Here is a 14,631-nt window from a genome sequence, read left to right as displayed (position 1 = left end):
ATGAAGATTGATGTGCTGCTCGGGCCGCATCCCGAGGTCTATGGCATGCAGGACAAGCGCGCGCAGCTATACGCAGCACCGCGCCGTCACGATGGTTAGCAGAACGTAGCTGCGGCTATTACGGATAGCTTGCGGCCGATAGGCCGGCCTCTGCCGGCTCATATCCTTAACGCCGCCTCACCAATGCACGCGACCGGAAACATTTGGCGGTAGCGTGCAACCTGCGCGGGCTTTTTGCGAGAAACCCATCTAACGCGGCCTTTACCCGAGCTGTGCAAGATCGCCCCCTTTTGAAGGGATCCGGGGCGCGTATTGCAATGCCTGTTGCCGATTTGAAGTCTTACCTCTCCGCCGCAGTGCGGCTGTTCCGCGTGCCGGCCGACAATCCGGACCTGACGCGCGCGCAGTTCGACGCCTTCTCCAAGCAGGTCCCGCTGCTCTACTTCATCCTGATCAGCAACACGATCGCGGTCGCCTATACGTATGTGAACGTGGCGCCGGACTGGCTGACGATGATCGTTCCGAGCGTGCTGACCGCGCTTGCAGCGCTTCGGACGTTCTGGTGGCTGCGCCAGCGTCATCTCGTGCGCAGCGACGCCGACATCCTGCGCAATCTGCGCGCCACCAACTGGATGACATTGCCGATCGGCGCCGGCTTCACGATCTGGTCCTTTGCGCTCTACCCTTACGGCGATCCCTTCGCCAAGAGCCAGGTCGCCTTCTACATGGCGGTGACCGTGATCGGCTGCATCTTCTCTCTGATGCATCTGCGCTCGGCAGCGCTGATCGTCACCCTGGTCGTCGACGTGCCCTATGTGCTGTTCTTCTGGGCTACCGGCGAGCCGACACTGAAAGCGATCGCGGTCAACAATCTGCTCGTCTCCGGCGCGATGGTGACGGTGCTGGTCATCTACTACCGCGACTTCGCCGATCTCGTTGCCAGCCGCAAATCGCTGCTCGCGCAGCAGGCAGCGACGCAAGCGCTCTCCGACGAGAATTTCCGCCTCGCCAATCTCGATTCCCTGACCGAGCTGCCGAACCGCCGCCGTTTCTTCGCCGAGCTGTCGAGCGCCTTTGGCGATGCCGAGCGCCGGGGCGTTCGGGTCGCCGTCGGCATTATCGACCTCGACGGCTTCAAGCCGATCAACGACAATTACGGCCATTCGGTTGGCGACCGTGTCCTGATCGAGGCCGGACGCCGCGTCCGCGAGGTCTGCGAGGGTTTTGGCCCACATCGCGTCGAGTTCGCACGCCTCGGCGGCGACGAGTTTGGTCTCGTAGTGAGCGGCGACCCTGACGATGACGATCTGATGCGGCTCGGTCAGTGCATCGGCGACCAGGTCAAGCTGCCTTATCAGGTCGACACCGCGCACACCGGCCTATCCTGCTCGATCGGCTTTGCGCAATTCCCGGACTCGGCGACGACGGCGGAAGCGCTCTATGAATGTGCGGACTATTCGCTCTATCACGCCAAGCGCCATCTGCGCGGCCGCACCGTGATCTTCTCGAGCGAGCTCGAGGCCGAGATCCGCAGCCGCGGCGTCATCGAAAATCTCTTGCGCACCTCCGATTTCGGCGCCGAGATGGAGCTGGTATTCCAGCCGATCGTCGATGCCATGAGCGAGCACACCGCGGGCTTCGAGGCGCTGGCGCGCTGGCAAAGCCCCCGCCTCGGCTGGGTTTCGCCGGCCGATTTCATTCCGGCCGCCGAGCGCATCGGCCTGATCCGTCCGCTGACGCAGGCGCTTCTGGTTCGCGCGCTGGCGGCCGCGAAGACCTGGCCAGACGATATCCACCTGTCGTTCAACCTCTCGGCCCACGACGTTTGCTCGTCCGAGGGCATCCTGCCGTTGATCACCATCATCGAGAAGAGCGGCGTGCCGCCGCGCCGGATCGATTTCGAGATCACCGAGACCGCCGTCACCTTCGACTTCGTGCGTGCACAGCAATCGATCGCTGCGCTGAAGGCGATGGGCTGCGGCATCTCGCTGGACGATTTCGGCACTGGCTATTCATCATTGAGCCACGTGCACCGCCTGCCGCTCGACAAGATCAAGGTCGATCGCAGCTTCGTCGCCGATATCAACGACAATCCGGTCAGCCACAAGATCATCAAGTCGCTCGCGGGCCTGTGCGACGACATGGAGATCGCCTGCGTCGTCGAGGGCGTCGAGACCCGCGCTCAGCTCGACAGCTTGCGCCGCCTGGGATGTGACTTCATCCAGGGCTATTATTTCGCAAAACCCATGCCGTGCGCCACGATCGACGGCTACCTCGCGAAGGAGCGGCAGCGCCTCCGGGAAACGACGGACGCGGCCAAAGTCGTGGCCTGAGATCGAACTACCTCGCCAGGCTCGGCAGATCGAGCCCGTTGGTGCCGGCACACTCGATCGCAGTCTCGTAGCCCGCGTCCGCATGGCGCATGACGCCGGTCGCCGGGTCGTTCCAGAGCACGCGCTCGATCCGGCGCGCGGCGTCCGGCGTGCCGTCGGCGACGATCACCATGCCGGCATGCTGGGAATAGCCGATGCCGACGCCACCGCCATGATGCAGCGACACCCAGGTCGCGCCGCTGGCGCAGTTCAAGAGAGCGTTGAGCAAGGGCCAGTCGGACACTGCATCCGAGCCATCGCGCATCGCTTCGGTCTCGCGGTTCGGGCTTGCCACCGAGCCGCTGTCGAGATGATCGCGGCCGATCACGACCGGCGCCTTCAGCTCACCACTCGCCACCATTTCGTTAAAGGCAAGACCGAGCCGATGGCGATCACCGAGGCCAACCCAGCAGATCCGCGCGGGCAAGCCCTGGAATTTGATGCGCGCCTTGGCCATGTCGAGCCAATTGTGCAGATGCTTGTCATCAGGCATCAGCTCCTTGACCTTGGCGTCGGTCTTGAAGATATCCTCGGGATCGCCCGAGAGCGCGGCCCAACGGAACGGACCGACACCGCGGCAGAACAAGGGACGGATATAGGCGGGAACGAAGCCCGGGAAATCGAAGGCGTTCTTCAGGCCCATGTCCTGCGCCATCTGACGAATGTTGTTGCCGTAGTCGAGCGTCGGGATTCCCTGCGCGTGGAAATCCAGCATTGCCTGGACGTGCTCAACCATCGAGGTTTTTGAGGCGCGCTCGACCGCCTTGGGATCGGCAGCGCGTTTCGCCTCCCATTCGGCCAGCGTCCAGCCCTTCGGCAGATACCCGTTGATCGGATCATGCGCGCTGGTCTGGTCGGTGACGATGTCGGGCTTGACGCCGCGACGCACCAGTTCGGGAAAGATCTCTGCGGCATTGCCGAGCAGGCCGACCGAGACCGCCTTCTTCGTCTGCGCGGCCTCCGCCATGATCGCGAGCGCTTCATCGAGCGTCGCGGCCTGGCGGTCAAGATAGCCCGTGCGCAGCCGCATCTCGATACGGCTCGGCTGGCATTCGACCGCGAGCATCGAGGCACCGGCCATGGTCGCAGCCAGCGGCTGCGCACCGCCCATGCCGCCGAGACCGGCGGTGAGAATCCATTTGCCGGCAAGGCTGCCGCCATAGTGCCGGCGCCCGACCTCGACAAAAGTCTCGTAGGTGCCCTGCACGATGCCCTGGCTGCCGATATAGATCCAGGAGCCGGCGGTCATCTGGCCATACATCATCAGGCCCTTGCGATCGAGCTCGTTGAAATGGTCGAGCGTGGCCCAATGCGGCACAAGATTGGAATTGGCGATCAGCACGCGCGGCGCATCCGCATGGGTGCGGAAGACGCCGACCGGCTTGCCGGACTGGACCAGCAAGGTCTGGTCGCCTTCGAGCGCGCGAAGCGATGCAACAATCCGGTCAAAGCTTTCCCAGTCGCGCGCGGCGCGGCCGATGCCGCCATAGACCACGAGCTCACTCGGGCGTTCGGCGACTTCCGGATCGAGATTGTTCATGAGCATGCGCAGCGGCGCCTCAGTCAGCCAGCTCTTGGCGCTGATGTCGCTGCCGCGGGGAGCGCGGATGGTGCGGTCGTTGTCCAGTCGGCGATTCATGAAGACCTCTTCGGGCAAGTCTTTTTTCAATCAAGTCTGGTTCAGTCAAGTCTCGGAAACGGATCGGTCGAAAGGGCAGCGATTACCACGGCCGGAAGCGCGTCTGCTTCGATCAACACGGCCGCCTTGGCGAGATCGCCGGCCATGTAGCGGTCGGCGCCGAGCGCGGGCACCTGCTCGCGCAACGCGGCAATGACGGCAACGAGCGGTGCGCTCGTCGCATGCGGGGCGCGCAGGGTGATGCCTTGGGCCGCGACCAGAAGCTCGATGCCAAGGATGGCGGCGAGATTGTCGGCCATATCGGACAGACGCCGCGCGGCATGCGCGGCCATCGAGACGTGGTCTTCCTGGTTGGCGCTGGTCGGCGTCGAGTCGATCGAGCAGGCAGCCGCACGCTGCTTGTTCTCGGCGTAGAGCGCCGCCGCCGTCACCTCGGCGATCATGAAGCCGGAATTGATACCGGGATCGGGCGTCAGGAACGGCGGGAGACCGAAATTCAGCGCGGGATCGACCAGCGTCGCAATGCGCCGCTCGCTGATCGCGCCGATCTCCGACAGCGCCAGCGCAATTGTGTCGGCGGCAAAGGCCACCGGCTCGGCGTGGAAATTGCCGCCGGAAACGATCTCGCTGGTTTCGACCAGAACGAGCGGATTGTCGGTGACGGCGTTGGCCTCAACGATCAACGTACGCGCCGCCTGCATGATCAGGTCGAGCGCAGCGCCCGCGACCTGCGGCTGGCAGCGCAGGCAATAGGGATCCTGCACGCGTTCGTCGCCTTCGAGATGCGACAGCCTGATATCGCTGCCGTCGAGCAGCGCCATCAGCGCTGTGGCCGCTGCAATCTGCCCGGCATGACCGCGCAGCGCCTGGATCTCGGGGCGGAACGGCACCGTCGACGCCATCGCCGCATCGACCGACAGCGCGCCGGTCACGAGCGCGGCGCGGGCCAGGCGAAATGCGCGCAGCACGCCGGAGATGGCATAAGCGGTCGAGAATTGCGTGCCGTTGATCAGCGCGAGCCCCTCCTTGGGGCCGAGCGTCAGCGGCGCGAGGCCGACGGCCGCCAGCGCATCGCTGCCGGACACGGTCTTGCCATCGACGATCGCCTGCCCCTCTCCGATCATCACCGCGGTCATGTGCGCGAGCGGCGCGAGATCGCCGGAAGCGCCGACCGAGCCCTGCTGCGGCACCAGCGGAAAGACGCGCCGCGCCAGCATGGCCTGCAACTGGTCGATTACCTCGCGGCGCACGCCGGAGGCGCCGCGGCCGAGCGAGACGATCTTCAACGCTATCATCAGCCGCACAATCGGCTCTGGCGTTGCCGGGCCAACGCCGCAGCAATGCGAGACGATGAGATTGCGCTGGAGCAACGCGGTCTGATCGGGCGGAATGCGCTTCGACGCCAGTTTCCCAAAGCCGGTATTGATGCCATAGACCGGCGCGTCGGCCTGCGCTGCCTTCGCAACGATCGCCGCAGCCGCTTCGACGCGCGGCCAGAACGAGGGATCAAGCACGACGCATTGCCCCGCAAGCACGCGCGCGAGATCGTCGAGACTGACCGTTCCCGGTTTGACGACGATTGCTGAGCCCCACTCCATCACTGTCCCCTCCACACCCGGCGGTGCAACGGATTGAAGCCGATACGGTAGACGAGCTCGGCGGGCCGCTCGATGTCCCAGATCGCGAGGTCGCACCATTTGCCGGCCTCCAGCGTGCCGGTCTCCCCCAGCAAGCCGAGCGCGCGCGCGCCTTCGCGGGTGACGCCGGCAAGACATTCGGCCACCGTCATCCGGAACAGCGTCGCCCCCATGTTCATGGTAAGCAGCAGCGAGGTCAGCGGCGAGCTGCCAGGGTTGCAGTCGGTCGCGAGCGCCATGGGAACGCCATGCTTGCGGAATGCCTCGACCGGCGGCTTTTGCGTTTCGCGAATGAAGTAGAACGCGCCGGGCAGCAGCACGGCCACCGTCCCGGCCTTCGCCATCGCGGCTGCACCGGCCTCATCAGTATGTTCGAGGTGATCGGCGGAGAGCGCGGAGAATTTTGCGGCGAGCGCCGCGCCGCCAAGATTCGACAATTGGTCGGCGTGGAGCTTGACCGGCAGCCCTAGCCCCTTCGCCGTCTCGAAGACTCTCGCCGTCTGCTCGCCGGAAAACGCAATGCCTTCCATGAAGGCATCGACGGCATCGGCGAGACCGGCCTTCGCTATCGCGGGCAGCATCTCCTTGCAGACGAGATCGATGTAGTGGTCCTTGTCGCCATCGGCCTCCGGCGGCAGCGCATGCGCGCCGAGAAAAGACGTGCGGATCGAAACCGGCCGCTGGCGACCGAGACTGCGGGCGGCCGCGAGCTGCCGCATTTCCGTCTCGGTATCGAGGCCATAGCCGGACTTGATCTCGACCGTGGTCGCGCCCTCGCCGATCAACGCATCGAGCCGCAGCAGCGCGCGCGCGACAAGCTCGTCCTCGCTCGCCTTGCGCGTCGCGGCCACCGTCGAGACGATGCCGCCGCCAGCGCGCGCGATTTCTTCATAGCTCGCGCCCTTCAGGCTCAGCTCGAACTCGTGCGCGCGGTTACCGCCATAGACGAGGTGGGTGTGGCAGTCGACGAGACCGGGCGTGATCCAGCGCCCCTCACAATCGATCCGCTTGATCGCATCCGCATCCGCCGGGAAGTCCGTCTCTGCGCCCGCATAGGCAATGTGGCCGCCGCGCGCGGCAATCACTCCATGCTCGATCTCGCCGAAATCGGAGCGGTCGGCCCGCATCGTGGCGAGCCGGACGTTATGCCAGATCCGGTCGAAGCGCTCTGCCATGCGGATGTCCCTTCGCAGTGGGATGCTTGACTTATATGTCTAGACATATAATCGTAAGGCGGTTCTGTCCAGCCGGCGTGTGATCATGACCCGACTGCATTTCGCCTCCGCGCTCCTGCCCTCGGGCTGGGCCAATGACGTGCAGGTGGTCGTCACCGACGGCGCGATCGCCGAGGTGACATCGGGCGTGGCGCCGGCCGCCGGCGACGAGCGCCATCAAATTGCGCTTCCGGGACTTGCGAGCCTGCACAGCCATGCGTTCCAGCGCGGCATGGCGGGGCTGGCCGAGCTGCGCGGCGACAGTACCGACACGTTCTGGACCTGGCGCGAGACAATGTATCGCTTTGCGCTGGCAATGACGCCGGATGACGTCGCCGCCGTCGCGACACTGCTTTATGTCGAGATGCTGGAGCAGGGTTTTACCCGCGTCGGCGAATTTCATTATCTGCATCACGATCGCGATGGCTCGCCTTACGCCGATCTCGGCGAAATGGCTGCGCGCATTGCCCAGGCGACTGAGGCGTCCGGCATCGCACTGACGCTGCTGCCGAGTTTTTATGCGCACGGCGGCTTCGGCGGCGCAGCGCCACATGACGGCCAGCGACGCTTCACCTGCTCGGTCGATCAGTTTGCTGCGCTGATGAACGCCTCGCGCAAAGCAATCAGCCCATTGCCGGGCGCCAATATCGGAATCGCGCCGCACAGCTTGCGCGCGGTGACCCCGGACGAGCTCACGGCTATCATCCCGCTCGCGGATGGCGGGCCGGTGCATATTCATGCCGCCGAGCAGGTCAAGGAAGTCGAAGACTGCCTGGCCTGGTCGGGGCGGCGGCCGGTGCAGTGGCTTCTGGAGCACGCGCCTGTCGATCAACGCTGGTGCCTCATTCACGCGACCCATACGACGAGCGAGGAAGTCGTCGCGTTCGCAAAGACCGGCGCGGTGGCGGGCCTTTGCCCTATCACCGAGGCAAGCCTCGGCGACGGCATTTTTCCGGCGCGAGAATTTCTCGACGCCGGCGGCCGGTTCGGCGTCGGCACCGATTCCAACGTGCTGATCGGTGTCGCCGACGAGCTGCGTCAGCTCGAATACGGTCAGCGCCTCAAGCATCGCGCGCGTAATGTGCTTTCCAGAGGCGCGGGCGCATCGACGGGGCGCACCCTGTTCGATCACGCGCTTGCGGGCGGCGCGCGGGCGCTGGGACAGCAGATCGTCGGCCTCGCGCCGGGCGCGCGCGCCGACATCGTCACGCTGGACGGCGCGCATCCGTCGCTGGCAGGACGTTCGCGCGATGCCGTCATCGACGGCTGGATCTTTGCCGCCGGCAGCGGCGCGATCGATTGCGTCTGGGCCGGCGGCAACAAGGTGGTCGCGGGCGGCCGGCACAGATTGCGCCAGACCGCACGCGAGCGTTTCAACGCATCGGTGCGGAGGCTTATCGCATGAGCCTCGCCACCGACGCAGCCGAGCCGACGCTCTACAAGCGGATCCGCGCCGACATCGAGAAGCGGATATTGACCGGCGAATGGCCGCCGGGTCACCGCATTCCGTTCGAGCACGAATTGGTGGTACGCTACGGCTGCTCGCGCATGACCGTGAACAAGGCGCTGTCCGAACTCGCACAGGCCGACCTGATCGAGCGGCGGCGGCGCGCCGGCTCGTTCGTGTGCCGGCCGCAGCATCAGTCGGCAGTGCTCAAGATCGCCGACATCCGCGCCGAGATCACCGCACTCGGCCGCAGCTATGGCTACGAGCTGATGCATCGCAAGCTGCGCGCCGCGACTGCCGCCGATCGCGATCGTCTTGGCGTCAAGAAGGCCGGCAAGGTGGTCGCGATCGCCTGCCGCCACAGCGCCGACAACGTGCCCTTTGCCGTCGAGGACAGGCTGATCGATCTGTCGTCCGTGCCGAATGCTGCGACCGCGGATTTCGCGCGCGAGCCGCCGGGCACATGGCTGCTTCATCATGTCCCATGGACAGAGGCCGAGCATACGATCAGCGCCATTGTTGCGGATGATCATGCGGCGGAAGCGCTCGACATCGCCGTCGGCGCGCCCTGCCTCGTGATCGACCGCTATACCTGGCGCGGCGCACGCACGATCACCGCGGTACGGCTGCTTTATCCCGGTGACTCTCACCGCCTTGTCGCCCGATTCAAGGGAGGCTGAGGGAGCAATGTCGGCACAAATCGTGCAACGGTTCGGGCAACGGTCCAGATGGGCCGACAGAGATCAACAGGACATCAATTCATCGATCGGCAAGAGGACGACTATCATGCGTAGTTCGAAAGTATTTGCGACAATCATTGCGCTCGCTGCCTCCACTCCGGTGCTCGCCGACGACGTCAAGGTCGGCGTCGGCATCTCCGGATGGACCGGCTTTGCGCCGCTGACACTCGCGAAGGAGGCTGGCATCTTCAAGAAGAACGGCCTCGACGTCACGATCAAGAAGATCCCGCAGAAGGACCGCCACCTCGCCATCGCCTCGGGCGACGTTCAATGCGCCGCGACGACGGTCGAGACTTGGATCTCCTGGAACGCCAACGGCGTCGCAACCAAGCAGATCTTCCAGCTCGACAAGAGTTTTGGCGCTGATGGCATGGCCGTGCGCATTGACGTCACTGCGATCAAGGAGTTGAAGGGCAAGACCGTCGCAGCGTCTGCGCCGGGCACCTCGCCCTATTTCGCACTGGCCTGGATGCTCAAGAAGAATGGCCTCACGGTGAAGGACGTCACCGTCGTCAATTTGGAGCCGGCAGCAGCGGCGCAGGCCTTCGTCTCCGGCCAGAACGACGCCGCGATGACCTATGAGCCGTATCTGTCGACCGTACGCGCCGCACCCGACAAGGGCAAGATCATCGCGACCACGTTGGACTACCCCATCGTCATGGACACCTTTGGCTGCACGCCAAAATTCCTGAGCGAGAACCCGAAGGCCGCGCAGGCGCTCGCCGACAGCTATTTCGAGGCGCTCGATATGATCGCCAAGGATCAGGCCAAGGCCTACGAGATCATGGGCGCCGACGTGAAGCAGACCGGCGAGGCGTTCGGCAACTCGGCAAAGTATCTGCGCTGGCAGGACAAGGCCGCGAACCAGAAGTTCTTCGCCGGCGATTTCCTGACCTTCAACAAGGAAGCCGCAGATCTCTTGCTCGAGATCGGCATCATCAAGGCCGCGCCGAAGGTCGAGGAGCTCTTCGACGCAAGCTACATCAAGTAACCCTCTCAGGAGCTGCCGGCCCCGTCTCGCGGCGGGGCCGCAGACTTGTCCACTTCCCGGATAGACAGTTTGATGCGCCCCCTGGATTCCGTGACATCGAGGCAGCGCGTGGCTTATGGCCTCGCGTTCTTCGTGCTGTTCGTCGCCCTCTGGTCCTGGGCAACGTTCGGCGGCCATGTGTCGAAGACCTTTCTCGCCAACCCGCTGACCATGGTGCAGGAGGGGTTTGACCTGCTGACAAAGCAGGGCTTCCTGTTCGACATCGGCATGACCGTCTGGCGCGTGGTCGGCGGCTTTGCGTTGGCGGCGATCGTCGCGGTGCCGCTCGGCGTGCTGATGGGGGCTTATAAGCCGGTCGAGGCGTTCCTCGAACCTTTCGTGTCCTTTGCGCGCTATCTGCCGGCGTCCGCATTCATTCCGCTGCTGATCCTGTGGGCCGGCATTGGCGAACTGCAAAAGTTGCTCGTCATCTTCATCGGCTCGGTGTTCCAGGTCATCCTGATGGTCGCCGTGACGGTCGGCGCGACCCGGCGCGATCTGGTGGAAGCGGCCTATACGTTGGGGGCCAGCGACCGCGGCATCATCCGCCGCGTGCTGCTGCCCTCCTCCGCGCCCGAGATCGCGGAGATCCTGCGGCTGGTGCTGGGCTGGGCCTGGACTTATGTCATCGTCGCCGAGCTGATCGGATCGTCCTCCGGCATCGGCCACATGATCACCGACAGCCAGGCGCTGCTCAACACCGGCCAGATCATCTTCGGCATCATCGTGATCGGCCTGATCGGCCTCGTCTCCGACTTCCTGTTCAAGGGCTTCAATGCCTGGCTGTTTCCTTGGAAGCTCGCATGACCACGCTGAAGATAGAGCAGGTCTCTCGAACCTTCCCCGCCCGCCACGGCAACGCGCCGACCAAGGCGCTGGAGCCGACCGATCTTGTCATCGGCAACAACGATTTTGTTACCATCCTCGGCCCCTCCGGCTGCGGCAAGTCCACGCTGCTCCGCATCGTCGCCGGCCTCGATCGTCCGACCGGTGGACGTGTTACGCTCGACGGACGCGGGGTGACCGGACCGGGCGCCGATCGCGGCATGGTGTTCCAGTCCTACACGCTGTTTCCTTGGCTGACCGTGCGCGAGAACATCGCCTTCGGCCTGCGCGAGCGCGGCGTTTCGCAAGACGAGCGGCACAGAATCGCCGATGCCTTCATCCGCCAGGTCGGATTGTCCGGCTTCGAAAACCACTGGCCAAAGCAGCTCTCCGGCGGCATGCAGCAGCGCACCGCCATTGCGCGTGCGCTCGCCAACGATCCCAAGATCCTGCTCCTCGACGAGCCCTTCGGTGCGCTCGACAACCAGACCCGCGCGCTGATGCAGGAGATGCTGCTCGCAATCTGGGAGCGCGACCAGAAGACCGTGCTGTTCGTCACGCACGATATCGAGGAGGCGATCTTCCTCGGCAGCCGCGTCGTCGTGATGAGCGCGCGTCCCGGCCGGATCAAGGCCGAGATCGCGGTGGACCTGCCGCATCCCCGCTCCTACAAGATCAAGACCACGCCCGAATTCGTCCAACTGAAGGAACGGTTGGTCGAGGAGATCCGCACCGAAGCGCTAAAGGTTGCCGAACATGCCTGACTCTCAGCCGCACGCCAATGGCGAGCGCGTTCTCGCCGATCTCAACGCGCTCCGTGCCGTGGGCGCCTACAAGACCGGTGTACACAAGCCGACCTTCTCCGAACCGCACAAGCAGTCGCTGGAGTGGCTGGCACAAAAGCTAGCCGAAGCTGGCCTCATCGCGACGATCGACGGCATTGGTAACGTTTTTGGGAAGAGTGCGAAGGCCGGGCCAAAACTTCTCGCGGGCTCGCATCTGGAGAGCCAGAACTACGCCGGCTGGCTCGATGGCCCGCTCGGCGTCGTCTACGCGCTCGAGGCCGCGCGCGTGCTCAATAACGATCCATTCGTGAAAGGCGCGGTCGAAGTCGCCGCGTGGTGTGACGAGGAAGGTCATTTCGGCAGCTTCCTCGGCTCGCGTTCCTATGTCGGGCAAGTGACCGAGGCCGAGATCGACGCGGCACGCGACCGCACCAATGGCCGCACCATGCGCGACGCACTCGGCGACATGGGGCTCGCCGGACGCGCGCGCATCACCGCCGAGCCGGGACGGCACGTCGGCTATCTGGAGGCGCATATCGAGCAGGGCGACACGCTCGAAAGCGGCAAGCTTGCGATCGGCGTCGTGACCTCCATCGTCGGCATCTGGCAGTACCGCATCAATTTCACCGGCGAGCAGAACCACGCCGGCACCACGCGCATGGCCGTGCGCAAGGATGCAGGCCTCGCGCTGGCCAAGTTCTGCGTGGCCATCGACGAGCGTTTCCCGGCTGCGTGCGGACCGCGCACGGTCTGGACCACCGGCCGCATCACGCTCGATCCGGGCGCGCCGAGCATCATTCCTGGTGGCGCCGAAATGCTGTTTCAGATCCGCGATGAAGATCCTTCCGTCATTGCGCGGCTTGAGGATCTGCTCCGGACCATGGCGGATGAGGTCAACGCGAGGGGCCCTTGCAACGCCTCCGTAGAGAAGCTGCGCACTGGTGCACCTGCGATGATGAACCCCGGCTTTCAGGATGCGATCGAGGCCGCGAGCAAGGCCTTGGCTGGTGGACGGTCCCTCCGTATGCCGAGCGGCGCCGGCCACGATGCGCAGATGCTCGCGAGCATCATGCCCGCAGGCATGCTGTTCGTGCCGTCGATCGGTGGCATCAGCCATCACTGGACCGAGAACACGAACGACGCGGATATCGCGACGGGCGCGCAGGTCTTCGTCGACGCGTGCCGGCGTATCCTCGGCGGTTAGGCGGACCGTCGTCATGGCCGCGAGCGAGTCTTATACCGAGCCGACAACCGGCTATTGGCAGGATCTGACGCCAGAGATTCCCGCACGCTTCTCGGCAACGCCTCCCTACCGCTTCGGCTATCCCGTGGCGCTGCCTTGCGGCCGCATCCTCGTCTTGCCGCTGCGCCGGTTGCCCGACGGCGATCGCGCTGTCGCTTCCCTCATCGCCAACCAGGCCTCAAATCTCGTTGTCGGGGCGCTGGCAGACCATATGGCGACACAGGCGCGCGCACTCGACGCCGCGATCATTGTCGGACTACCAACCCTCGGTCTTGCATTCGCGGCGCTGGTGGCCGAGCGGCTCGGACAGTCGCGCTATGTCCCGCTCGGATATTCGCGCAAATTCTGGTATGATGACGCGCTGTCCGAGCCTGTGACTTCAATCACCAGCCCCGAGGCTGGAAAAAAGTTGCGGCTGGATCCGAACCTGCTGCCCCTGATCGAAGGCCGCCGGGTGGTATTGGTCGATGATGCGATCTCCACCGGCGCGACCGCGATTGCCGCCATACGTCTGTTGCAGACAATCGGCGCCGAAATTGCCGGCATGGTCGTCGCCATGAAGCAAACCAATCGTTGGGAGGCATCTGCCGCGGCGCTTCCGGTTCGCGCGGTCTACGGGTGCCCGCTGTTCCAGCGTAGCGATGCCGGCTGGATGCCGCTGATCGAGACCCAGCCCACCATTCCCTGATTGATCGGGTATCGATCGTCGTCACGGAAGGCGGCGACTGCCGTCACGGCACAGTCAGCGGGGTCGGCGCTTCTATCTGCGCGCGGTGCGGGGATCGTTGAGGGCGAGGCCGGGCCTCGGCCAGTCCACCGCCATCAGCCGACCAGTGCCGGAGAGCGTGATGAAGGCAGTGCGCATGTCGGCGCCGCCGAAGCAGATGTTGGTGCAATAGACCTCGTCGGCTTCGCGGAATTCAAGCAGATCGCCGGCCGGCGAGAACACGCTGATCCCGCCGCGCACGAGCGTGGCGACGCAGATATTGCCGCTCTCCTCGACTGCGAGCGAATCGAAACGCTGATAGCCCGGCAGGCCGTGCAGCAGCCGGCCGCCATTGGGCGACGGCCAGGGCTCCTTTGCGACCTCGCCTTCGCCGACGATCGGGTAGCTCCAGATCCGGCTGGTCTCGGTCTCGGAGACGTAGAGTGTACGCCCATCCGGTGACAGCCCGACGCCGTTCGGCGTCATGATCGGAAAGATCGCCTCGCGGATCATCGAGCCGTCGGTCCGCGCATAGTAGACCGCGCCACGATCCATCAGCCGGCCATAGGTCTTGCCGAGATCGGTGAACCAGAAGCCGCCCTTCTCATCGAAAACGATGTCGTTCGGCCCCTTCAGGTGAACACCACCACAACTGTCGTAGAGGGTCTTGACCGCGCCGGTGTCGAGATCGACCTGCTCGATGCGGCCCGAGGTGTAATCCTCGGCGCGACCGGTCGGACGGACGAAGTTGCTTCTGTCCTTGTGCCAGGAGAAGCCGCCATTGTTGCAGACGTAGCATTTGCCGTCCGGACCCATGGCGGCGCCGTTCGGACCACCGCCAAGATGTGCGATGACCTCTTTCCGGCCGGACGGAAGCACGCGCGTGAGCCGGCCGCCCTCGATCTCGACGACGATGACGCTGCCGTCGGCGAGCGCGATCGGCCCTTCCGGAAACGCCAGCCCGTTCGCAATCTCTCTGCCCTCAAGAGGCAT

Annotated in this window: 12 protein-coding genes; 8 read left to right on the top strand and 4 right to left on the bottom strand. The window is 64.8% G+C overall.

Going from position 1 to position 14,631, the window contains the following annotated elements; genetic code table 11:
• Positions 1-317 precede the first annotated feature (317 nt).
• Positions 318-2,333: a putative bifunctional diguanylate cyclase/phosphodiesterase gene (locus UB31_RS38050; protein WP_045014501.1), complete on the top strand. Its 2,016-nt coding sequence runs from the start codon at positions 318-320 to the stop codon at positions 2,331-2,333.
• A 7-nt stretch (positions 2,334-2,340) separates the two neighbouring features.
• Here the strand turns inward: UB31_RS38050 and hutU are convergent, their stop codons facing one another.
• Genes hutU through hutI form a run of 3 tightly spaced genes read right to left on the bottom strand, consistent with a single transcriptional unit; the run spans position 2,341 to position 6,823 of the window.
• On the bottom strand, positions 2,341-4,011 hold the full coding sequence (gene hutU / locus UB31_RS38045; RefSeq protein ID WP_045014733.1) for a urocanate hydratase: 1,671 nt from the start codon (positions 4,009-4,011) through the stop codon (positions 2,341-2,343).
• A 41-nt stretch (positions 4,012-4,052) separates the two neighbouring features.
• Positions 4,053-5,609 carry a histidine ammonia-lyase gene (gene hutH / locus UB31_RS38040; protein WP_502691321.1) on the bottom strand — a complete coding sequence of 519 codons (1,557 nt, stop codon included), beginning with the start codon at positions 5,607-5,609 and terminating at the stop codon, positions 4,053-4,055.
• Positions 5,609-6,823 (bottom strand): imidazolonepropionase, encoded by a 1,215-nt coding sequence (gene hutI / locus UB31_RS38035; RefSeq protein ID WP_045014499.1) that lies wholly within the window; start codon positions 6,821-6,823, stop codon positions 5,609-5,611. The genes hutH and hutI overlap by 1 nt, the downstream gene beginning before the upstream one ends.
• Positions 6,824-6,908: 85 nt before the next feature.
• Between hutI and UB31_RS38030 the strand changes: the two genes are divergently transcribed.
• The 7 genes from UB31_RS38030 to UB31_RS38000 all read left to right on the top strand — a co-directional run bounded on the left by UB31_RS38030 (position 6,909) and on the right by UB31_RS38000 (position 13,620).
• Positions 6,909-8,267 carry a formimidoylglutamate deiminase gene (locus tag UB31_RS38030; RefSeq protein WP_045014498.1) on the top strand — a complete coding sequence of 453 codons (1,359 nt, stop codon included), beginning with the start codon at positions 6,909-6,911 and terminating at the stop codon, positions 8,265-8,267.
• A complete protein-coding gene (hutC, locus tag UB31_RS38025; protein ID WP_045014497.1) occupies positions 8,264-8,989 on the top strand; it encodes a histidine utilization transcriptional repressor HutC in 726 nt (241 codons plus the stop codon). Before UB31_RS38030 ends, hutC begins: the two co-directional genes overlap by 4 nt.
• Positions 8,990-9,095: 106 nt before the next feature.
• Positions 9,096-10,040 carry an ABC transporter substrate-binding protein gene (locus UB31_RS38020; RefSeq protein ID WP_045014496.1) on the top strand — a complete coding sequence of 315 codons (945 nt, stop codon included), beginning with the start codon at positions 9,096-9,098 and terminating at the stop codon, positions 10,038-10,040.
• A gap of 72 nt (positions 10,041-10,112) precedes the next feature.
• Positions 10,113-10,886 carry an ABC transporter permease gene (locus UB31_RS38015; RefSeq protein WP_045006781.1) on the top strand — a complete coding sequence of 258 codons (774 nt, stop codon included), beginning with the start codon at positions 10,113-10,115 and terminating at the stop codon, positions 10,884-10,886.
• Positions 10,883-11,668, top strand: coding sequence for an ABC transporter ATP-binding protein (locus UB31_RS38010; protein ID WP_045006782.1), 786 nt, complete (start codon positions 10,883-10,885; stop codon positions 11,666-11,668). Before UB31_RS38015 ends, UB31_RS38010 begins: the two co-directional genes overlap by 4 nt.
• A complete protein-coding gene (locus UB31_RS38005; RefSeq protein WP_045014495.1) occupies positions 11,661-12,893 on the top strand; it encodes a Zn-dependent hydrolase in 1,233 nt (410 codons plus the stop codon). The genes UB31_RS38010 and UB31_RS38005 overlap by 8 nt, the downstream gene beginning before the upstream one ends.
• Before the next feature lie 13 nt (positions 12,894-12,906).
• Complete coding sequence (locus UB31_RS38000) at positions 12,907-13,620, top strand: phosphoribosyltransferase (RefSeq protein ID WP_045014494.1); 714 nt, start codon at positions 12,907-12,909, stop codon at positions 13,618-13,620.
• Positions 13,621-13,692: 72 nt separating this feature from the next.
• Here the strand turns inward: UB31_RS38000 and UB31_RS37995 are convergent, their stop codons facing one another.
• Positions 13,693-14,631 (bottom strand): SMP-30/gluconolactonase/LRE family protein, encoded by a 939-nt coding sequence (locus UB31_RS37995; RefSeq protein ID WP_045014493.1) that lies wholly within the window; start codon positions 14,629-14,631, stop codon positions 13,693-13,695.

Origin of the sequence: Bradyrhizobium sp. LTSP849, from assembly GCF_000938255.1 — a bacterium.
Taxonomy (GTDB): domain Bacteria; phylum Pseudomonadota; class Alphaproteobacteria; order Rhizobiales; family Xanthobacteraceae; genus Bradyrhizobium.
This window is presented reverse-complemented; position numbering and strand designations above follow the sequence as displayed.

Bases quoted from the DNA above. Each gene is read 5' to 3' on its own strand.
- UB31_RS38050 (WP_045014501.1), top strand. From the start codon at position 318: ATGCCTGTTGCCGATTTGAAGTCTTACCTCTCCGCCGCAGTGCGGCTG.
- hutU (WP_045014733.1), bottom strand. From the start codon at position 4,011: ATGAATCGCCGACTGGACAACGACCGCACCATCCGCGCTCCCCGCGGC.
- hutH (WP_502691321.1), bottom strand. From the start codon at position 5,609: ATGGAGTGGGGCTCAGCAATCGTCGTCAAACCGGGAACGGTCAGTCTC.
- hutI (WP_045014499.1), bottom strand. From the start codon at position 6,823: ATGGCAGAGCGCTTCGACCGGATCTGGCATAACGTCCGGCTCGCCACG.
- UB31_RS38030 (WP_045014498.1), top strand. From the start codon at position 6,909: ATGACCCGACTGCATTTCGCCTCCGCGCTCCTGCCCTCGGGCTGGGCC.
- hutC (WP_045014497.1), top strand. From the start codon at position 8,264: ATGAGCCTCGCCACCGACGCAGCCGAGCCGACGCTCTACAAGCGGATC.
- UB31_RS38020 (WP_045014496.1), top strand. From the start codon at position 9,096: ATGCGTAGTTCGAAAGTATTTGCGACAATCATTGCGCTCGCTGCCTCC.
- UB31_RS38015 (WP_045006781.1), top strand. From the start codon at position 10,113: ATGCGCCCCCTGGATTCCGTGACATCGAGGCAGCGCGTGGCTTATGGC.
- UB31_RS38010 (WP_045006782.1), top strand. From the start codon at position 10,883: ATGACCACGCTGAAGATAGAGCAGGTCTCTCGAACCTTCCCCGCCCGC.
- UB31_RS38005 (WP_045014495.1), top strand. From the start codon at position 11,661: ATGCCTGACTCTCAGCCGCACGCCAATGGCGAGCGCGTTCTCGCCGAT.
- UB31_RS38000 (WP_045014494.1), top strand. From the start codon at position 12,907: ATGGCCGCGAGCGAGTCTTATACCGAGCCGACAACCGGCTATTGGCAG.
- UB31_RS37995 (WP_045014493.1), bottom strand. From the start codon at position 14,631: ATGCCTCTTGAGGGCAGAGAGATTGCGAACGGGCTGGCGTTTCCGGAA.